Raw genomic sequence first — 20,683 nt, forward strand, 5'->3', positions numbered from 1 at the left:
TTGTGCTGTTAAATCAAGGTTTTTTAGCCGCAGCGATCCGTTGGCGTAGAGAGTAAAAGCTATTAGACAGATACGGACAAATACCGTAATAAGAAGTCCCTTAACCTTTGTTCTGGGTTGTTAACCAAAATTACAAATAACCATAAGCCGACGGACGCTTAAGGTCCGCCGACAGTTATTAATATGGCAAAATTAGAAAATATAAGAAATTTCAGCATTATTGCACACATTGACCACGGGAAGTCCACACTTGCGGACCGTATTCTTGAACTTACCGGGCTGGTTTCCGATCGTGAGAAAAAAGACCAGTATCTGGACAAAATGGAACTGGAGCAGGAACGCGGTATTACCATTAAAGCCCAGACTGTCCGTATTCCATACAAAGCTCAGGATGGTGAGGAGTATATTCTCAACCTCATTGACACCCCCGGTCATGTTGACTTCAGCTATGAAGTTTCCCGGAGTCTGGCTGCTTCCGAAGGTGCACTTCTGGTAGTTGACTCTACTCAGGGAGTTGAAGCCCAGACTCTTGCCAACGTATTTCTGGCACTGGATCACGATCTTGAAATTGTCCCGGTGCTTAATAAAGTCGATCTGCCAAGCTCGGACTGTGAGCGCGTGGCTCAGGAAATCGAAGAAGTTATCGGTCTGGACTGCTCTGAACCGCTTATGATCAGTGCTAAAACCGGATTGAACGTTGATCAGGTCCTTGAATCTATTGTAACCGATCTTCCTCCACCGGCTGGTGACCCCGAGGCTCCCCTCAAGGCCCTGATTTTTGACTCCTGGTATGATTCCTATCAGGGAGTGGTCGTGTTGTTCAGGATTCTGGATGGAACCCTTAGTAAAGGGGACAGAATCCAGATTCATTCAACCGGGCGTACTTTTGATGTTACCACGCTTGGTGTCTACACTCCCGAACCGAACAAGGTTAAGTCGCTTGCTGCCGGGGAAGTAGGATTTCTTTGCGCAAGCATGAAGGAACTCAATGATGCTCCGGTTGGTGATACCATAACTCTTGCTTCCAACCCGGTAGAGGAACCTTTTCCCGGTTTTCAGGAAGTAAAGCCGATGGTTTTCTGCGGTCTTTATCCCGTGGAGCCGGCTGAATATGAGCCCCTTAAAGCCGCGCTGGAAAAGTTGCAGCTGAACGATACCGCTTTTTCCTTTGAGCCTGAAACCTCAACTGCTCTCGGATTCGGTTTCCGCTGCGGTTTTCTGGGTCTGCTGCATATGGAAATTATTCAGGAACGTCTGGAGCGTGAATTTCAGGCTAAGCTTATTGCTACTGCTCCATCTGTTGTTTACCGTGCAAAGCTGAACAGCGGTGAGGTTCTTGAAATTGACAACCCCAGCAAGATGCCTGAAGGCGGAGATCTTGAATCCCTTGCCGAGCCCTACTGCCGTCTTGAGATCCACGTTCCCAACGATTACGTGGGAGCCGTTCTGAAGCTTTGCGAGGAGAAGCGCGGTATTCAGCAGGATATGCGTTATCTGACATCTTCCAGGGTTATCATTACTTACGAAGTTCCTTTCGCGGAAATAATGTACGACTTTTTCGATAAGCTTAAATCTCATACCAAGGGATACGCTTCGCTTGACTATGAAATTATTGACTTCCGTGAGTCCAATCTTGTGAAACTGGATATCCTGATCAATACAGATCCTGTGGACGCCTTTTCGGCTATTGTGCACAAGGATTCCGCTTATCCCTTCGGGCGTTCGCTTGCTCTCAAGCTTAAGAGGGCCATCCCGAGGCAGATGTTCGAGATTGTGATTCAGGCTGCAATAGGCCGTAAGATTATCGCCAAGGAAAGGGTTGCTCCTTTCCGCAAAAACGTTACAGCCAAATGTTACGGCGGTGACATTACCCGTAAGCGCAAGTTGCTTGAAAAACAGAAAGAAGGTAAAAAGCGCATGAAAAAGATGGGTAATGTCGAGATTCCGCAGGAAGCGTTTATGGCAGTATTAAAGGCTGGCGAAGAATAAATAAAAATGCTACTCCCTGCGAAAATTACGCAGGCGAATAGAAGGATATTATCATGAATCCCAGATGGCAGAGCACTGTCAAAGAATATATCGAAGCGCTTTTTATCGCGCTTCTGCTGGCCCTTGTAATAAGAACTTTTGTTGTACAGGCTTTTAAAATCCCTTCAGGTTCCATGCTGCAGACTCTGCAGATTGGCGATCATTTGCTTGTAAGCAAATTTTCCTACGGGGTTAAGATTCCTTTTACCGGAAAGATAGTACTTCCGGTGGGAGATCCAGAGTACAAGGATATTATTGTTTTCAAGTACCCAGGTGATCCCAGTAAGGATTATATCAAAAGGGTCATCGGTGTGCCTGGAGATACTGTGGAGATCAAGAACAAAAAGGTCTTCGTGAACGGCAAAGAGCTGAATGAGCCTTACGTGCAGTATACTGACAATGCCCACGTTTCAACTATGCGCGACAATATGCCGCCGCGGGTAATTCCTGAAGACGAGTACTTCGTTATGGGGGATAACCGTGACGGTTCCAATGATTCCCGGTTCTGGGGCAATGTGCCTCGTGAGAATATCTTAGGAAAGGCGTGGATAATCTATTGGTCATGGGGTGGTCCCAAGACCGTTCGCTGGGAGCGTATTGGAGATTTGATACATTAGCTCAGCAGGTTGAAATCTGGATATAAGAAAGCCCCGGTACTTCATGTGCCGGGGCTTTAGTTTTTCAGTAAGTGTCGTCCAGGCAGTCTATGGTTGATTCCGGGTTTACAAGCTTAACCAGCTGGGTAAGAATTTTCTTGTTTATCCTGTCGATGGTGATGTTCAGCTCATCTGTTTTGCGTAGGGCTTTTCGTATTTCAGACTGAATCTTCGTTATGCGGTTGGTGTAATCGCTGTTCAATTTAAAGGAAACTTCATGTCCGTCTGAGGATGGGATGTATTTTCTGCCGACTTTCAGACATCTTAATTTGTAGTGATACATCAAAGTATTGATTTGAAATAAGCCTCCGTACTGGGTGTGCGATTTCTGGCGGAGATGCTTTGCTTTGATGTATGCATCATTGTCCTCTGCAGTGAAGTCATCATGAGTGCCCCAATCGAAACAATTAATGTAGAGTCTTTTTTTATCCAATAAATCCAGTCTTAAACTGTAATCTCCGTCTTCTGCTCCATATGAACCATAGTCTTCGTTCCATCCCCCTGTTTCCTTGAATGAGCGGTTGTCCATCATAAATAGGCCACCCGGATGAGATCCGTTCCTGTCCGCTCTATCCAGCAGTTCTTCACCAAACTCGGTCCTGATTATCTTATAGTGGGCAGGGGTATAGAAAATGGGGTATGAAAGAGCACTGACATCCTTGTGTTTCTCGATCATCTCACACATGGTCCTGAGCCAGCCCTCTTTAGAAAAAAAGATATCGTTATCTAGTCTTAAATAGCTGGAAGCATCGAACTGTGACCAGATGTAGTTTGTCGCAACTGCAGGTCCCATGTTCTTGGTGAACCTGTATGCAAAATTAATTTTCCCTTGGTCGAGGAGTTCTGTCAGTACTTCCCATGTATCGTCGGTGCTGGCATTGTCTACTACACATAGTGTGAAGTCGCATCCTGCATATTTACAAATAGTATCTATAGTTCTGCGGGTGTGCGCACTCCTGTTATGTGCGGTTACTGCGATGCATACTTTCCCTTTGGGCAGGAATTGTGGCATTAGTCCGGGCTCCGAAGAATGGGTGGGTCATAATCTTGATACATATTTATATTCCTTGATATTTCTAACCCTGATATATTTTAAAAGCAACCAGCGTTGAAGAATCGAAATTGTATGTGTCTTGTGTTCCGGCATAAGTTGTAACAATCATGCAGATGATGCATAATCATAGCACTTTTACTCTGTTCTTATAATTAAAGGTGAGGGGCATATGGGTAGGATTGAATGGCATGACGGCCTTAATCTCGGAGTTGATGAAATAGACAGCCAGCATAAAGAACTTATCTCAATCATTAACGATGTTCTTGAGCAGGTCAAAAAAAGTGGCAGTGATGCTGTTGTTGACAGTCTGCTTGCACAACTGCGGGAATATGCTGTGCATCATTTCAATGCGGAGGAGAGTTTCATGGAGAAAATTGATTACCCCGAATTGATGAAGCATAAACAGATACACAAGCAGCTCAAGGATCGCGTGAAGTATTTTCAGTCATCAAGGTTCAGAAAAGAAGATGTCTCGTGGGATGAGGTAAAAGAGTTGCTGTCCACATGGTTGATTGAGCATATTCTGCGTGAAGATTATAAAGTTGCCCAATATGCCAAGTCTGAGGGAGGAGGCTGGAAAAAGTAAATTTTTCCAGCCTGTGGCAGTGATGCGGTTATTTAATTTTCGCGCATTTGTATGTTGCAGAATCTGGATTAGAGGAATTTGATGTGCTCAGAAGATCTTTACTGCTTTACTTCATACTTTTTCTTATTCTGCCGGAACATGAATGGATTCCGGGGGTGCAGCAGGCCTTGCGAAAAGAAATCCCTGGACATAATCCGCTCCTTTATTCCTGACCCAATTCCACTCTTCAAGAGTTTCAACTCCCTCTGTAATTGTTCTGGTCCCTAATTCTCTGGCCATGTTAATAAGGTTTTCAGTTATCACGGCTTTATAGGGGTCGCTGTCAACATTGCGGATCAGTTCCATATCTATTTTTACAAAATCAGGTTTAAGTCTGGTCAGCAGATTCAGTGACGAATATCCGGCACCGAGGTCGTCCAAGGCTACTTTAAAACCATTCTTCCTGTAATATTCCAGTATACTTAACAGGTGTTCAACATTTGTTATTTTTTCAGTTTCAACAACTTCAAATATAATCTGTTCCGGTGAGATTCCGGCTTTGTTTATAGCCCTCATTGTCGTCTGCAGACAATACTCAGGATTATAGATTGTTCCGGGGGTGAAGTTTATGAAAATATTTTCTTTCAGGCCGAATTTTACACAACCTTCTATTGCAGACATCCGGCACGCCCGGTCAAGGTTGAAAAGTAGATCGGCCTTGGCCGCGATATCGAACATAATTACAGGGCTGATCACTTCTCCATCTGCGCTTTTTCCTCTGGCAAGGCATTCATAAGCGAAAACAGAGGAAGGGTTTCCGGCTTCGACAATCGGCTGGAAATGACTGTATACCCTTTTTTCCTGAAGAGTTTCAAATAACCATTTGCCCTGTACTCTGGCCAATATGCTCTGCAGGGGCTGCATTTGTGTGAGATGGTGAAATGTCAGTTCTTCCTTGTCAGCGAGGATGAGGCATTTTGTGTCTTTAAGCTCAAGTTCACTGACTTCAACCAGAAACTCATTACATAACCGGTTAAGTTGTTCACACTTGAATCTGACTGCGAAGATACCTTCATGCAGGGTGTAGTAGTCCATTCCCATTTGCTTGAGGTAACCCATAATTGCATTTGAGGTAGGGGCAACCGGGGGAGCAATGAAGAGGGTTCCCTGTTCAGGTATCGGTGCAGGAAGACTTTCACATCTTGAGCAGCCTTTATTCGTGGAAATTCTATCAATTTCGATCATATTTGAATTATTCATAAATATCGCAGTTGGTCAACCTTGAGCCTCTTTAACTTGGAATGTAACCGTCTACCTAATTTCTTGCAATGGTTCCATAAAACTTATATCAAGGGCACGTTTATTCTTTTCATAAATAATCAAGGGAAGTGGGCCGGTTATGATAGCGAAGGTTTCCTGTGCAGCTCTTATGGGTATTGATGCGTTCAAGGTTGATCTGGAGGTTGATCTTACTCGGCAGGGAATGCCTGCGTTTACCATGGTGGGCCTTGCCGAGGGCGCGGTAAAGGAGAGTAAAGAGCGGGTCTTTTCCGCACTGAAAAACAGCGGCTACAGGCTTCCACCCTCCCGGATAACTGTCAACCTTGCTCCGGCAGATATCCGCAAGGCCGGTTCAGCTTATGACTTGCCTCTGGCCGTCTCATTGCTCGGAGCGGCGGGAATTGTTGATCAGGATAAACTGGATGGCTGGTTTCTGGCAGGAGAGCTTTCACTTTCAGGCGGTGTAAAGCCTGTGCATGGCATCCTGCCACTGGCGATAGAAGCTCGCCGCAAGGGAGCAAACGGGCTGATTGTAAGCCCTGAAAATGTGAATGAAGCGGCAGTGGTAGAGGGGCTTGATGTTTATGGTATCCCCACTCTAGCGGAGCTGGTCGATTTTCTTACCGGAGAGATTCAGCTTGCTCCGGCAGAGCTTGATACTTCAATTCTTTGGGAGAGACGTTGCAGCCATGCAAAGGACTTTTCAGAAGTAAAGGGGCAGGAACACGCCAAGCGTGCCATTGAAATCGGTGCTGCGGGAAATCATAATTTGCTTTTCATCGGCCCTCCCGGAAGTGGAAAAACCATGTTGGCCCAGCGTATTCCCACAGTGCTTCCCCCTCTTGTTTTTGAGGAAGCCCTCGAAGTTACGAAAATTTACAGTGTATCCGGACAGCTGGACCGGGACAAATCATTGCTTGTCACACGTCCGTTCCGCTCACCCCATCATACAATTTCCGATGCAGGTCTTATCGGCGGAGGAGCCTACCCCAAGCCCGGAGAGGTTTCTCTGGCTCACAGGGGAGTTCTTTTTCTGGATGAACTACCTGAATTCAAGAAGAATGTTCTTGAGGTGCTGCGTCAGCCTCTTGAGGGTGGCGAGGTTACAATTTCCCGAGCAGCAATGTCTCTTTCCTATCCAGCTGACTTTATGCTGGTAGCGGCCATGAATCCCTGCCCCTGCGGTTACTATACAGATGACAGGCACGCCTGCTCCTGTTCGGCACAGGCAGTGGCAAGATACACTTCCCGCCTTTCCGGCCCCCTTCTTGACCGTATTGACCTGCAGATTGAAGTCCCGGCAGTGGACTACAAGGATTTACGGGATTCTTCCGGACTTGATTCCGCGACAATGCGGGCGAACATTGAAAGAGTGCGCGAAATTCAGGCCAAAAGATATAAGGACATGCCCATTCTGACTAACAGTGAACTATCAGGTTCTTCACTTGAGAAGTTCTGCAGGCTGACAGAACCTGAGCATGTTTTTCTGGAGCAGGCTGTCCGCAGTCTAGGCCTGTCCGCCCGGGCCTATACCAGAATCCTGCGCATCGCTCGGACTATTGCCGATCTCGGAGGAGATGAGAATATTCAGGTTCCGCACCTGGCTGAAGCGATCAACTACCGCAGTATGGATCGTCAGACAGGGTAGAAGTCCCTTGTTGTAACAGAAATGGAATCTTATCTTGTTGTCTCTTACAGTTTCTCAGATATGTTCTGTTTATGTTTAAAATCAAGAATTGCAATTTTAGTATAAGATTCCTTCTGCCGTTTGTGATTGGCTCAATTGCTGGTGGAGTTCTTTATCTCGCAATCGGTTGGTGGGGATTTCTATTGATTTTTCCTTACATCGGCGGGTGTATATCTGCCGGAATAATTGTGTCCTCCTGTTTGAGGGGGAAAGATAAAGATCTGGGGCGTAAAATTGCAATCCTGTCCATCTCTCCGGTGTTTCTGATCTTTCTTGGATTGATACAGCGAGAGAATCTTCAAATTGAGGAAACCGTTTTTTATGCGGCTTTTTTTCTGAGCAGTGGAGTTTTCACCCGTGTGCTCATTCATTACGCCGTTGCCAAAATCGGTGGCCCGCTGATCTGGGGAAGAGGTTTCTGCGGATGGGCATGTTGGACTGCAGCGGTTCTGGATTGGCTGCCAATTGCTGAAAACAGGCCGATTCCTCGGAAAATGATCTTTCTCCGCTGGCCCGTTCTTTTAATTTCACTGCTTGTCCCCGTTCTGTTTTTGATAGCAGGGTATGACTATCAAAGACTTCACATTGATACCGCGCAAGGCAAGCAGGGGCAGCTTTTGTGGTTTATCGCCGGTAATCTGTTCTACTATGCATCCGCCGTTTTTCTGGCTTTTATCTATCGTAAGAAAAGAGCTTTCTGCAAAATTATGTGTCCGGTTTCGCTGGTGATGAAACCGGGAACTTGTTTTACTCTGATCCGGAAAAAGCCTACAGGCAATAACTGTATCAATTGCGGAAAATGCAATGAAATATGCCCTATGGATGTAGATGTAATGAGTATGATCGGTAGCGGTATGCCTGTAAGGTCCACGGAGTGTATTATTTGCGGCCAGTGTGTCAACGTTTGCCCTGTATCGGCGGTTGATTAGTTCCGGTTAGTGTAATATTACCTACCAAACAGGTTGTAAACAGGAGGGGTAATGAAGTCTGTCATGAACACCGCTACTGAGCAGCAGGAGCTCTGGGATAAGGTTTTTACCGAATCTCAGGCTTACTTCGGTGATCAGCCCAGCCTGCTGGGTGAGAAGGCACTCGCCCTTTTCAGGGAACATAGCGTTCGTTCGGTGCTTGAGACTGGATGCGGTCAGGGGCGTGATACCTTTCTTTTCGCAAGGGACGGGATCAGGGTTACGGCTTTGGATTATTCACGAGCAGCTTTGGCTGAAATTGAGTCCCGGGCCGGTTCTGAAGAGCTTGCTACCTATGTTGATCCAAGGTTTTTCGATGTACGCATGTGCATGCCTTTTGAAAACGAAAGTTTTGATGCCTGTTTTTCGCACATGATGCTTTGTATGGAACTGACCAACTGTGAAATATCCTGCCTCATGAGCGAGCTTCACCGCGTTCTGAAACCCGGTGGACTAGCCGTGTATTCTGTAAGAAATATTTTTGACAGGCACTACCGGGCAGGAGAGCATCTTGGCGAGGATCTCTTTGAAGTGGGGGATTTTGCTGTACACTTTTTCAGTGAAGAGAAAATCAGGGGACTTGCCAGCGGGTTTAAAATCCACAGCATCGAAAGAATGAGTGAAGGAGCTTTGCCCAGGGATCTTTTCAGCGTTGTTATGGAAAAGACCTCGAATAGATTCGGTCCTACTTTTGCTTCGATCGGCGCGCGTAATGAGCCTTTGGCCCGGAATCGGTCTTCTGCTCCGAGTCCCTGTCCCGGAGCTACATGATAATTTTTCTGCCGTTTCAGTTGAAGCGCAAAATAAGAAATAATTAGAAAGCCTCCGGCAGATCTGCCGGAGGCTTTCTAATTGACTTTATTTGAATCCAGTCTTGCTAGAGCAGTTCTTTCAGGTTGGGCACGATGGCTGGAACTTCTTTTTTGTAATCAATATATTCCCTGCCAAAGGTTTCTTCCAACTGCTCTTCTTCTTCCGGAATGAATTGCAGAAATTTATAATAAGCCAAAAAGCTCATTCCGAATAACAGCCATGCCTGTGAGGCAAATGCGGCACCGGGGAATATGAACGATATCCACGCAAAATAGAGTGGGTTGCGAACTATCGCAAAAGTTCCGGATTTTTCGAGGCGGTTTTTCTGCACTGCCTTCTTCACGGCGGTTCCGGATATAAACAGAAAGGCTATACCGATGCCAAGCAGAATACCGCCGGTGATGTTGAAAGCCGCTCCCGGGAGGAATCTCATCAGGAATATCCTGGGAAATATAAGTGTGATAATCAGGCAGGCCACACAGTAAATTATGGTCGGTTTGAATATCTTGGGACCAACACCGAATAGAATCTTCTTTTTCTCTTCCATTTAACTCCCCTGTATTTTGATGCTTCAGTCACAGTTGTCGCTTGTTTGATAATGTTTCAGATACTTATATAAATTTGAATAAGATAACTTATTTTGTCAACAAAAACCGGAGAGCGGAACAACTGTAGATTCATTTTGAGCTTATAATTTTGGAAGGTTTGGGTGAAGTTTTCTGGTGAGCAGTATTGGTTTTTAATCCGGTTTTGCGTTCCAGTTCCCGCCATAGGGCAGAGTAGGATATTGCCGCATCGGATTTGGGGTCGAAAACGTGTAACGGAGAGCGTTCCACCCCCATTCTCTCAACATTTGCCCGGGCGGGGATGACGTTGTCACAAAAGACTCCGGGAAATTCCTGTTTTGTTTTAAGCACCAGCATACGATGACCGCTTTTGCGGCGGTCTACCATGTTGAAAAACGGGATGATTTCCGCGGTTGAGTCGGCAAGGCTCTGCATGTACTCGGTCACCTTGAGGAAAGTCTGTTTCGAAAGGACAGCCGGGATAAGCGGCATGACAATATAATCTGTAGTGGTAAAAACTGCATCGGACAGGTTTGATATGCTGGGCGGGCAGTCAAAAATGAAAAGATCGAAATCATTACTGAATGCTTCCATTATCTTGCCCATTTTTTTGCGTGATTTTTTGCTGTCATCCATCACAAGATCCATATTTCTGTACTCGAATCCAGCGGGCAGTATCGACAGGTTCTCATAAGGAGTAGGTTCAACCAGAGTTTTGATAAGCTTTTTATCTTTGATAATCTTCTTAAGTTTAGTGCTTTGTAAAGGCTCAACCCCAAGATGAAAAGTCGCAGCTCCCTGCGGGTCAAGGTCCCAGATCAGGGTCCGGTAGCCGTTAGCGGCACTTAAATATGAAAGATTAACTGCCGATGTTGTTTTCCCGACTCCGCCTTTCATGTTGTAACATGCTATTGTTTTCATAACTTGGCACCACTTTGCGATGTTTGTTATCTTCTTACTGTTTGGAATTGGACACCAGTGAGATTTTGTAACATCTGTTTTGCAGGTATATTTTTACGAAAATGGATATGTCCAAAACACATGAATACATTTTGAAAAGTATCTTCTGTGATCTTTAGTTTACTCTTAGCCTAATTTGCAAAACAATTCAAAGACGTTGATGTGCATTAAAGTTAATTTTGGATAAAATACAAAAAACGGGATCCTGAAGATTCAGGATCCCGTTCGTTAAGGCTCTCGAAACTGCTGTGTCTTGCAACCTGCAGGCTTTGATCACTTAAGAGGTGTGTGAACAAAAGTTATTTCAATCTCTTCCTTCATCCCCGCGATAAATTCGAAAAATTCCCGCTCCTGATGAGGGCTGTAGCGAATGAGAAGAATTCCCTTGAATCTGTCTGCAATGGTGAAGAGTGCCAGATTATCCGCGGCCTCCATGAGAAAACGGAAAATAGCTATGTCTGACGGTTTGATCTGAATATAAATACGCTTTGACTGTTCCGGCGGCGGGGGAAGCGGGCGCGGACGTGGTTTTCTTTTTCTGCGGGCCATAATACTTCTAGGCTTGAAGGGTTAACTGTGCCCCCGTATAATCAGGGGGCACACAGGTGTGCTGAGCATAGCTTCTCAAAAAGACTCAGCACAGAATATTACATAATTTTGCAGCTGTCTTCGGTTATGAGGACCATGTATTCCCAGCGAATTCCACCCCAATCGGGATAGTAGAGTCCGGGTTCTATGGTAATTACCATTCCCGGTTTGAGTTCTCCTTTGGCAATCGGGCTTACGCTCGGCATTTCATGTGTCTCAAGCCCTATGCCGTGGCCCAATGAATGTGTGAAGTATTTTTCAACTCCGTATTTTTCAAAAACTGCCTTGGCGGTATGATAGGCGTGCTGGATGGGCAGGCCGGGACGCAAGGTATTGATTGCGGCCATCTGAGCTTCCTGAACCTGTTCGCGGACGGTCAGAAACCTTTCAGAGGGTTTATCGCCGATCCAGAAAGTTCTGGTCTGGTCGGAGCAGTAGTCGCCCATTCTTCCACCCATATCAATCAGAACGAGATCCCCTTCCTTGAGCTTATCATTGCCCGGAATAGCGTGGGGAAGAGCGGCGTTGGGGCCGATTCCTACAATGGTAGGAAAAGAAAGCTCGGATGCTCCGTTATTGCGAAACAGCTGTTCCACTTCCCAGGAAATTTCATACTCGGTCATCCCTTCCCTGAGTTTCGGCTGAAGCAGTTCATAAACCTTATGGTTCAGAGCGCAGGATTCTTCCATGAGTCTGATTTCGTCTTCATCCTTGATCAGGCGGAGATCTTCAACCAGTCCGGAAACCGGTTTGAGTTCACAGAGTTCTGTTAATTTTTCGTGTTCAAAAATATTTATGGATTTTGGGTCGTATGCAAGTTTGCTGAAGCCGTTGGCTTTGAAAAAATCGCGTAAGGCATCATATTTTCGTCCGGAATATATGAAAATATCCTCTTCATTCCAGACCCTGAGGGCCGCGTCATGGTATCTGGGGTCGGTAAGCAGGAAGTCACGTCCGTCCGGATTGATTATGAGCCATCCGGCAGTCTCGTTGCATTGGGGGTCGTGGAGTTCAAAGCCGCTCAGGTAGTACCTGTTGGCTGCAAAATTGACTAAAAGCGGGGGATGGCCGCGATCCTTGAGGATTCTGCGAACATTCTCCCGCCTTTTTTCATAGGTGGAAGCTGGAATTGTCATGTGTGTAACTTTAGATCCTGTATGTGGTTTCAGGCTGACCGTTAACCATCCTTTCAGCCCATTCTACACCCTGCATTACCGAATGATCCATGTTGGAGACCTCATACTTCCAGCCACCGAAGCGGCCCCGGGAGTATATGTCCATGGATTCAAGAGCAGGCTGTAAAATCTGTAACGCTTCATCGCGTTGCAGGCAAGGGATGGGGTAGCCGTAATCCACATTTATGGACCAGCGGGAGATAATGTCCCTGCGGTCTGATTCTTCAAGCATGGTTGTGTTTACCAAACCGCTTTCGACTTCCTGAACCACTTTTGATTCGTCCACCTTCTTATCCTTAGAGTAGGAGACTTCGCACATCAGAGCACGTCCCTTCCCGGGAACAGGTGTGTTGTTGGGTGAGTAGTTGTGGAAATTTGTAACTCTGTAAAACGGACTGTCGTTTTCAGGGAAATACATCCAGCAGCGGGAGTCCGGTTTGGAGGATGAAAGACCTATTCCCGTGACAATAACTCCGTTGTGTTTGAGCATATCTGCGGCATTTATAAGTTTTTGATCAGCGTTTTGCAGCCAGCGCGTGGTCAAAATATCCACTGGGCCGGTGTTGAGCAGGTAATCGTATTCATAGGAGGTGCCTTTGCTGTCCCTGATGATCTTATTCTGCTGGTCGATTGAAACAATTTCTGTGTCGTATTTTATGTGTCCGGAAACTGTTTCAGCCAGCCTCCGGAAAATCGCTCCGGTTCCGCCTTTCAGGGGGAATCTGAATTTATTGTTAGGTCCCCATGAAAGCTGGTCCCGCTCAAGAAGGATGTTCTTGAGCACTGACCGAAGGTCAATGACGCTGACCCGTTCACCGATCCAGGAAAAGGCCATATCCCGGGGATAGGTTGCCCATACTTTATAGTTGTACGGCATCATGAAATGTCTGGCGATGCCCGCTCCGAATATTTTGTTAATCCATTCTTCGAAGTTTTCCGGTTCCTCTTCGGCTCTCTCTCCGGGCAGAAGGCCTCGCACACACTCCCATCGTTCCTGGTTCGGAAGGTAGCGCACATTGTTTTGAAAGGGGTAGGGGACCCAGGTGCGGCAGGATCTTACCCATGATTCCCGCAGATGCTCTATGTAGTCACCTTGCAGTAGTTCATCGAGAAGTCTGTCGTAATATTCATAATGTGAGAAGGCGACATGTCCGCCTATGTCCCATGTGAATCCTTTGTCATCGGTAAAGCTTGAGGCAAGTCCTCCAGCCCAGGAATTTTTTTCCAGTACGATGAAAGATTTTTCACCCAGTTCGGTAAGTCTCCTCGCTGCGCCAAGTCCCGTTGGACCTGCGCCGATAATGGCATATCTGGTTTTCATGGGGTATTCTCCGCCTTGCGTTTATTAGCTTTTGTGAATTCAAAGCAAGGGGTGTGCCACCAGCTCAATTAACCACGAAATAGCGATAAAATGACTATGTCACTGACCTTTCTTCTCTTCGTAACAGGTTTGTAACCAATCTCAGATAGACAGTTTCTCGGTGACAGAAAACGGACACGGTGAATCTGGGTCTGAAATCAAATTCCACATTTTGGAGGAAATAATGAAAAAAATTATCGCTCTTGTTGCTGTAATGGTAATGGCATTTGCAGGTTCCGCATTTGCAGGAACCATCCAGGTTAAAGGTTCCACCACTGTTCTGCCTCTTATGCAGAAAGCTGCTGAAGCCTTCATGAAAGCCAACCCCAACGTTTCCATCTCTATTTCCGGCGGTGGTTCTTCCAACGGTGCCAAGGCACTCATCGACGGTACCACTGACATCGCCATGATGTCCCGCGACATGAAAGCCGCTGAAGTTCAGAAAGCTACAGACAACGGTCGCGCTCCTGAACAGTTCATCGTTGCCCTTGACTGCATCGTCCCCGTTGTTAACCCCGAGAACTCTGTTGGCGCAATGACCAAAGACCAGCTCTTCGGCATCTACACCGGCAAAATCACAAACTGGAAAGAACTTGGCGGCGAAGATGCAAAAGTTGTTGTCATCTCCCGTGACACTTCCTCCGGTACCTACGACTGCTGGAAAAGCAAAATCATGAAGAAAGACGGTAAGAAACATCGTGTATTCCCCGGTGCACTGCTCCAGGCTTCCAACGGTGCTGTAGCTCAGGCTGTCGCAAAGAACAAAAAAGCAGTTGGCTACGTTGGTCTCGCTTATCTGAACAAGGAGCTCAAAAGCGTTACTGTTAATGGTGTATCCGCTTCTGTTGCCACAGCTAAAGACGGTTCCTACCCCATCTCCCGCGGTCTGAACCTCTACACCCCCGGCAAGCCTTCCGGTGAAGTAAAAGCTCTTCTTGATTTCATGATGAGCCCCGCAGGCCAGAAACTTGCTGCTGACACCGGCTTCATTCCCGTAAAATAGTATCCGGGATGAACGGAAAACCGGGTCCGATATAATAGAATACTCCGGGAGGCTGGAGCCTCCCGGAGATTTTACGCTAATTAGAACAAAATAAAATTTATCAGGGGAAAAGTCGTGATCACGTCCCGCAACATCTGTTTACTTCTCATCATACTCGCAGTTGTTACCGGAGTTTATGCCTATAAACTCGGTACCAGGTCCGAAGCTGAACAGATCTTTATTTCCGCTGTCGAGAAGGTGGAGCAGAGGGGAGACTATTCTATGAGTGCCGTTGGTGCTCTTAAGAAAGTCATGATGCTTTCCACTCATGAAGTAGCTGAAAGCACGGAAGAGTCCTCGATTACAGCTGCTGAAAAGGAACTCCGGGTCAAGGAGCTCAATTCCGAGTTGAACAGGATTTATACCTTTGTACGCACCGACTCCGAAGTCATGGGTAAGAATAAAGGAGACAAAGAAACCCTGCAACTCATCAAAGACAGTGCAGAGAATATGGTTTCCTCCCGTTCCACAGGCTGGTATGTTTTCAGTGGAATACTCGGGCTTATGGGCGTGATTATCTATACTCTGTCTTCACTTGACCTTGGCCGCCGCACAATAGAGCGCATGATTCATTCTTTTTTTCTGGTCACGGCATTCACTTCGGTTCTGGTTCTTTTCCTGATTATGGTATTTCTCTTTGTCGAAGGGCTTCCCGTATTCCACTCTGTTTCCTTTACCGACTTTATTTTCGGGTTTGAGTGGTATCCGACTGATGAGCCCCCGGCACTCGGTATCTGGCCTCTTATTGTCGGTTCTGGTGCCGTTACTCTTCTTTCCTCTCTCATCGCCATACCCCTGGGCGTAATGACAGCCATTTACCTCGCTGAAATCGCGTCTCCTAAAATTCGTAATATCGTAAAGCCTGCTGTGGAAATGCTGGCCGCATTGCCCTCAGTCGTTATCGGTTTTTTCGGGATGGTTGTTGTCGCTCCTTTTCTGCAGAATACTTTTGATATCGCTGTCGGTCTCAACCTTTTCAACGCTTCTGTCATGTTGGCGTTCATGGCGGTTCCCACTATCACAAGTATTTCAGAGGACGCTCTTTATTCAGTGCCTGCTGAATTGAAGGAAGCTTCTCTGGCACTGGGAGCAACCCACTGGCAGTCTATTTACAAAGTGATGGTCCCCGCATCCCTGTCCGGTATCTCAACCGGGGTTATTCTTGGAATGGCCCGCTCGATCGGGGAAACCATGGTTGTGCTCATGGTCGCCGGTGGAGCCGGACTTCTGCCTACTTCGATCTTTGATCCGGTACGCCCCATGCCCGCGTCTATCGCTGCTGAAATGGGCGAGGCTCCGTACCACAGTGAACACTATTACGCACTTTTCGCCATCGGCATGGTGCTCTTTCTTTTCACAATGGCTTTCAACCTTGTGGCCGATTATGTCTCCCACAAGTATAAACAGGTCGGTTCTGCCACCCTGTAGCCAGGTACATGGACGTAAAACCACCGGGGAATGAAAATGAACAATTCCGCTGAAACCATAGAGCAAGTAAATTCAATGATGGAAACTAATGAGCAGGTCTCTGAGACCTTGATCGATCCGGGACACAGCAACCACTCCACAAGGGAAAAAATACAGAAGCTGTTTTTTCTGCTGTTCAAAGGGGCTGCAGCCATAAATGGTTTAGCCCTGCTGATTATCTGCGGATTCGTGCTTTACTACGGCCTTCCGGCCATGAGCTGGGAATTTCTTACCGAGGCCCCAAGAAATTCAATGACAGAGGGTGGGATTCTGCCCTGTATCGTGGGAACAGTTGTTCTCAGTTACGGTGCGTTGCTAATTGCGCTTCCCTGGGGTGTGGCGACTGCTATTTATCTTAATGAGTACGCCACCTCGCCCAAGCTGGTGCGTATTATCCGCCTCGGGATCAACAACCTTGCCGGGGTTCCGTCAGTTGTTTTCGGACTTTTCGGGCTGTCTCTGTTCGTTACGGTTATGGGCATGGGCGTAAGTATCATGGCGGGAGTCTGCACTCTCGGCGCGCTGGCACTTCCTCTCGTAATCGGTGCATCTGAGGAAGCTCTCAAGTCTGTTCCGCAGACTTACCGCGAAGCTTCTCTGGGGCTTGGGGCCACCAAGTGGCAGACCATCTATAAGGTTGTGCTTCCAGCTGCGCTGCCCGGTATGCTCACCGGGTCCATCCTGACATTGTCCAGAGCTGCAGGTGAAACCGCTGCTATCATGTTTACCGCGGCTGTATTTTTCACTCCGGAAATGCCGCAGTCCATTTTTGACGATGTTATGGCTCTTCCCTATCATATTTATGTACTTGCCACTGCAGGTACTGAAATTGAAAAGACACGACATATCCAGTATGGAACATCATTGGTCCTTATTACTCTGGTTCTGGGTATGAACATGATTGCTATTTACATCCGCGCAAAGATGCAGCAGAGAATAGCAAAGTAGATATTTAACATCCTCACCCTCTTGACCGTGCTCGAAACGGCCCGCTCCTACCCCGGATGCGGGCCGTTTCCTGTTTGATATGAACGGTTACCCGGTTTTGTAACGCATGTTGTGCGTTATTTGGAATTTTTAAAACGGAGAAGGGAAATCAGGACTGAACCAGTCCGGCGGACAGTTCCCAGCATCGGGTCTTGCACACCCCTGCCATATGCCTCCCGCCTTCATAGCCTTTTCAATCTCGTTGAGAACCAATCTTTTTTTCTGCACCCACCCGGGGGCAATAAGCTCACCGGGTACAGCATCCGCTTTCAGGCGGTGAATAACTATGTCCGGGCGTAAAATGGAGATGGCTCTAATGAGCATGGAAATATACTCGTCCTGAGTTATGGGAGAGTAACGTCCATTTTCAAATATGGAGTGCAGCGGAGTTCCTTTGCCGACAAAAAGGTTATGGAATTTGATTCCATGAATGGGCAGTGAATTAAGAAATTCAACCGATTTTATAAACTCCTCCTCTCCTTCACCCGGCAGTCCGGCAATGACATGTGCACAGACAGGAATATTGTGTTTGTCTGACAGGTGGACTGCTTTGGCAAAGCAGTCGGAATCATGGCCGCGGTTTATTGTCTTGAGAGTCTGGTTATCGGAGCTTTGCAGACCCAGATCAAGCCAGACTTCGGGGAGATTGAGATTCTGAATCAGTTGCAGTTTTTCAGAATCAAGACAATCCGGGCGCGTACCTATACATATTCCTGCAAGTCCTTCAAGTCCGTGCAGTTGGTCCAGAGCACTCTTGAGCTCCTCGGCTGAACAGTAGGTGTTGGAATACGACTGGAGATAAGCTAGGTAAAGCCTGGCGTTATAAAGTCCGGACAGTTTTTTTTGCCAGTGGCCCCATTGCTCGGGGATGGACATTTCAAGGGCATGGAGACCGGAACCGGAACCTTGAGGGCTGCAGAATATACAGCCTCTTCGGGATATTTTACCATCCCTGTTAGGGCAGGTGAAGCCGAAATCAAGGGGAATCTTCTGCACCCGTTCACCGAATGTCTGTCTCAGCCGGGCTGCAAGGCCGTAAAAGCGATACATTATTTACCTTCGATTTTATTTATGTTTGATTAAAAAATGTAAATCCGCCTTTGAAAGGCGACCTCTTTTGCGCCCGCTAACTATTCCGGGCAGAGTATGACGAGCTTCATGATCGGACCAGGGAGATGTTGGGAGCCACTAAAAAAGTGTGGCTGAACAAGTCGTGTAATATGTTGCCTGTACTTGCTTCTTCTGCTAGTTAACACCTAGTAATTTCTTTTGATAGACAAGCGTCCGTCCAATCGCGGCCCGTTTTTATTTCAGAATCACTTTTTTTTGGAGTTCCCGGATAAATATGGCTTCAATTTTCGATAAGATACTCGGTTCGTTTTCCAGTGACCTCGCAATTGACCTTGGTACAGCCAACACCCTGGTCTATGTGAAAGGTAAAGGTGTTATGCTCAGTGAGCCCTCTGTGGTTGCTGTCAAGCGTGATGTCAACGGGGGCAGCAAGGTTCTTGCTGTCGGTTTGGAAGCCAAGAGAATGCTTGGCCGAACTCCCGGCAATATCGTTGCGATCAGACCCATGAAAGACGGTGTTATCGCCGACTTTGAGGTTACTGAGGCCATGTTGCGGCATTTCATCTCAAAAGTCCATAATATGCGCCGTCTTGTAAGACCCAGAATTATGATCTGTGTTCCTACGGGAATCACACAGGTCGAAAAAAGGGCCGTCAAGGAAAGTGCCCAGAGCGCAGGAGCAAGAGAGGTCTACCTCATTGAGGAGCCCATGGCTGCGGCTATCGGAGCTAATCTTCCCATTACGGAACCGACCTCCAACATGGTTGTTGACATCGGCGGCGGTACTTCCGAGATCGCAGTTATCTCTCTGTCCGGTATTGTTTATGCCCGCTCGGTTCGTGTCGGCGGAGATAAAATGGATGAAGCCATCATGCAGCACGTTAAACGCAAATACTCAATGCTCATCGGTGAATCAACTGCTGAATCCATTAAAATCAAGATCGGTTCCGCCTTCCCGCTGGAAGAGGAAATTGAAATGGAAGTCAAAGGGCGGGATCTCGTTACCGGGATTCCCCAGAATATCCTGATCACTTCCGAGGAGATCAGGAAAGCTATTTCCGAACAGGTGGATTCCATTGTGCAGGGAGTCCGTGTTGCTCTTGAGCAGACTCCGCCTGAACTCGCAGCCGATATTGTCGACCGCGGAATCGTCCTCACCGGCGGCGGTGCCATGCTCAAGGGTCTGGACCAGCTTTTGAGTCAGGAAACGCATCTGCCGATCACCGTGGTGGATCAGCCTCTGGATGCTGTCGTTATCGGCTCAGGTAAAGCTTTAGATGAAATAAACATCTATAAAGACGTAACTATTGATTAACTCCGCTTGCCGCGGAGGAATCGAGTGCACCGGTTACGGCTGAGGGCATAGTTTTTGCCGGACTTTCTGTCTGGAAAAAGCTATGTCCTCAGAAGTCCGGTTCTAAAAGGGGGCGGGGCTTGGTGATATGTCCATGCGGCCCTTTTTTTGTGTGTTATGGTTTTTCATTTACTGACTCAGCTATTTTTTGTTGATTCCTGCTACCCAGAGGATTCACTGTGAAACTCAAGCGTGCTGCTATCGCCGTAATTATCGGCCTTTTTATCTACCTAAGCCTGTACTCGTGGAACCTCAGGTCGGGACAGCTTGACCGTCTTTCCGGCTTTACCGGGCTGGAGGTGGTCAAGTGGGTTCTCTGGCCTGGTGAGTGGGTTCACGATCAGGCTGTTTCTTTCTGGGATCGTTATATCTATCTTGTCGGCCTAAGAGAGCTTAATGACAATCTCAGTTCACAAAACAGTCTTATGCGGCTGGAAATAATGAAGCTGCGCGAACAGGCTGCTGAAGCCGAGCGATTTGAAAAACTCCTAGGAATGCAGCCTGTGCAGGGGTGGAAGACTGAAGGTGCAAGGATAATAGGCCATCGCATGGGACCTTCTGCGGCACTGGATTCGGTGATTCTCGCCAAGGGCAGCCTTTCCGGGGTGATTTACGATACCCCGGTGATGACGCCTGACGGTATTATGGGGCGCGTGGTCGAGCCGGGATTTACGGCTTCACAGGCTATACTCCTTACCGACCGCAACAGCAGGATCTCGGTCCGAGGACAGCTCAACAGATCTGCCGGGCTTCTTATCGGTAATGGAGCCGGGGAGCCGTTGAGTGTTAAATATATGAAGCTGAACGCTCCCGTAGACGATGGAGAGATCCTTGTCACTTCCGGTCTGGCTGGGATTTTCCCTCCCGGTCTGCCTGTCGCGCGGGTACTTTCTGTAGAGCGGTCCGATATTTCCCTGTTCCTGAAAGTGGAGGCCCTGCCTCTTGTTGACATGAAGAATACCGAAGAGGTGCTGCTCCTGCAAAGAGTCTTGCCTGTTAATTCCACAGTCTCAGTCAATTCCACTATATCTGTTAATTCCACAGGCCCTGAGGGAAAATAA

Annotated in this window: 19 protein-coding genes; 11 read left to right on the forward strand and 8 right to left on the reverse strand. The window is 47.3% G+C overall.

Going from position 1 to position 20,683, the window contains the following annotated elements:
* Positions 1-183 precede the first annotated feature (183 nt).
* Positions 184-1,989, forward strand: coding sequence for a translation elongation factor 4 (lepA, locus tag ACZ5PW_RS03780; protein WP_464558079.1), 1,806 nt, complete (start codon positions 184-186; stop codon positions 1,987-1,989).
* A gap of 53 nt (positions 1,990-2,042) precedes the next feature.
* Positions 2,043-2,645 carry a signal peptidase I gene (gene lepB / locus ACZ5PW_RS03785; RefSeq protein WP_464558081.1) on the forward strand — a complete coding sequence of 201 codons (603 nt, stop codon included), beginning with the start codon at positions 2,043-2,045 and terminating at the stop codon, positions 2,643-2,645.
* Positions 2,646-2,709: 64 nt separating this feature from the next.
* On the opposite strand, the gene ACZ5PW_RS03790 is transcribed toward lepB, so the two are convergent.
* Positions 2,710-3,696: a glycosyltransferase gene (locus ACZ5PW_RS03790; protein ID WP_464558083.1), complete on the reverse strand. Its 987-nt coding sequence runs from the start codon at positions 3,694-3,696 to the stop codon at positions 2,710-2,712.
* 211 nt (positions 3,697-3,907) lie between these two features.
* Here ACZ5PW_RS03790 and ACZ5PW_RS03795 point away from each other — a divergent pair, with 211 nt between their 5' ends.
* Positions 3,908-4,324, forward strand: a complete 417-nt coding sequence (locus tag ACZ5PW_RS03795; RefSeq protein WP_464558085.1) for a bacteriohemerythrin — start codon at positions 3,908-3,910, stop codon at positions 4,322-4,324.
* 123 nt (positions 4,325-4,447) lie between these two features.
* Here the strand turns inward: ACZ5PW_RS03795 and ACZ5PW_RS03800 are convergent, their stop codons facing one another.
* Positions 4,448-5,563 (reverse strand): EAL domain-containing protein, encoded by a 1,116-nt coding sequence (locus tag ACZ5PW_RS03800; RefSeq protein ID WP_464558087.1) that lies wholly within the window; start codon positions 5,561-5,563, stop codon positions 4,448-4,450.
* A gap of 139 nt (positions 5,564-5,702) precedes the next feature.
* On the opposite strand from ACZ5PW_RS03800, the gene ACZ5PW_RS03805 reads away from it, so the two are divergent.
* From ACZ5PW_RS03805 to ACZ5PW_RS03815, 3 genes are all read left to right on the forward strand, one after another.
* Positions 5,703-7,232 (forward strand): YifB family Mg chelatase-like AAA ATPase, encoded by a 1,530-nt coding sequence (locus ACZ5PW_RS03805; protein ID WP_464558089.1) that lies wholly within the window; start codon positions 5,703-5,705, stop codon positions 7,230-7,232.
* Positions 7,233-7,459: 227 nt separating this feature from the next.
* A complete protein-coding gene (locus ACZ5PW_RS03810; RefSeq protein WP_464558091.1) occupies positions 7,460-8,200 on the forward strand; it encodes a 4Fe-4S binding protein in 741 nt (246 codons plus the stop codon).
* A gap of 51 nt (positions 8,201-8,251) precedes the next feature.
* On the forward strand, positions 8,252-9,010 hold the full coding sequence (locus ACZ5PW_RS03815) for a class I SAM-dependent methyltransferase (RefSeq protein ID WP_464558093.1): 759 nt from the start codon (positions 8,252-8,254) through the stop codon (positions 9,008-9,010).
* A gap of 106 nt (positions 9,011-9,116) precedes the next feature.
* Here ACZ5PW_RS03815 and ACZ5PW_RS03820 read toward each other — a convergent pair whose 3' ends face one another.
* The 5 genes from ACZ5PW_RS03820 to ACZ5PW_RS03840 form a co-directional block, all read right to left on the reverse strand.
* On the reverse strand, positions 9,117-9,599 hold the full coding sequence (locus ACZ5PW_RS03820; protein WP_464558095.1) for a methyltransferase family protein: 483 nt from the start codon (positions 9,597-9,599) through the stop codon (positions 9,117-9,119).
* A 130-nt stretch (positions 9,600-9,729) separates the two neighbouring features.
* Entirely contained in the window at positions 9,730-10,539 is an 810-nt protein-coding gene (locus ACZ5PW_RS03825; protein WP_464558097.1) for a ParA family protein, read from the reverse strand.
* A gap of 312 nt (positions 10,540-10,851) precedes the next feature.
* Positions 10,852-11,127, reverse strand: a complete 276-nt coding sequence (locus tag ACZ5PW_RS03830) for a DUF4911 domain-containing protein (protein ID WP_464558099.1) — start codon at positions 11,125-11,127, stop codon at positions 10,852-10,854.
* A gap of 98 nt (positions 11,128-11,225) precedes the next feature.
* On the reverse strand, positions 11,226-12,302 hold the full coding sequence (locus ACZ5PW_RS03835) for a M24 family metallopeptidase (protein WP_464558101.1): 1,077 nt from the start codon (positions 12,300-12,302) through the stop codon (positions 11,226-11,228).
* 10 nt (positions 12,303-12,312) lie between these two features.
* Positions 12,313-13,662 (reverse strand): protoporphyrinogen/coproporphyrinogen oxidase, encoded by a 1,350-nt coding sequence (locus tag ACZ5PW_RS03840; protein WP_464558103.1) that lies wholly within the window; start codon positions 13,660-13,662, stop codon positions 12,313-12,315.
* Between the two features lie 223 nt (positions 13,663-13,885).
* Between ACZ5PW_RS03840 and ACZ5PW_RS03845 the strand changes: the two genes are divergently transcribed.
* From ACZ5PW_RS03845 to pstA, 3 genes are all read left to right on the forward strand, one after another.
* A complete protein-coding gene (locus tag ACZ5PW_RS03845) occupies positions 13,886-14,704 on the forward strand; it encodes a PstS family phosphate ABC transporter substrate-binding protein (protein WP_464558105.1) in 819 nt (272 codons plus the stop codon).
* A 603-nt stretch (positions 14,705-15,307) separates the two neighbouring features.
* Positions 15,308-16,171, forward strand: a complete 864-nt coding sequence (pstC, locus tag ACZ5PW_RS03850) for a phosphate ABC transporter permease subunit PstC (RefSeq protein WP_464560481.1) — start codon at positions 15,308-15,310, stop codon at positions 16,169-16,171.
* Positions 16,172-16,207: 36 nt separating this feature from the next.
* The gene (pstA, locus tag ACZ5PW_RS03855) at positions 16,208-17,158 is read left to right on the forward strand and encodes a phosphate ABC transporter permease PstA (protein WP_464558107.1); all 951 of its coding nucleotides are present in this window, start codon (positions 16,208-16,210) and stop codon (positions 17,156-17,158) included.
* Positions 17,159-17,287: 129 nt separating this feature from the next.
* Here pstA and mnmL read toward each other — a convergent pair whose 3' ends face one another.
* Entirely contained in the window at positions 17,288-18,247 is a 960-nt protein-coding gene (gene mnmL, locus ACZ5PW_RS03860) for a tRNA modification radical SAM protein MnmL/YtqA (RefSeq protein WP_464558109.1), read from the reverse strand.
* 295 nt (positions 18,248-18,542) lie between these two features.
* Here mnmL and ACZ5PW_RS03865 point away from each other — a divergent pair, with 295 nt between their 5' ends.
* Complete coding sequence (locus ACZ5PW_RS03865; protein WP_464558111.1) at positions 18,543-19,583, forward strand: rod shape-determining protein; 1,041 nt, start codon at positions 18,543-18,545, stop codon at positions 19,581-19,583.
* A gap of 218 nt (positions 19,584-19,801) precedes the next feature.
* Positions 19,802-20,683, forward strand: coding sequence for a rod shape-determining protein MreC (mreC, locus tag ACZ5PW_RS03870; RefSeq protein ID WP_464558113.1), 882 nt, complete (start codon positions 19,802-19,804; stop codon positions 20,681-20,683).

Source organism: Maridesulfovibrio salinus (assembly GCF_055394525.1).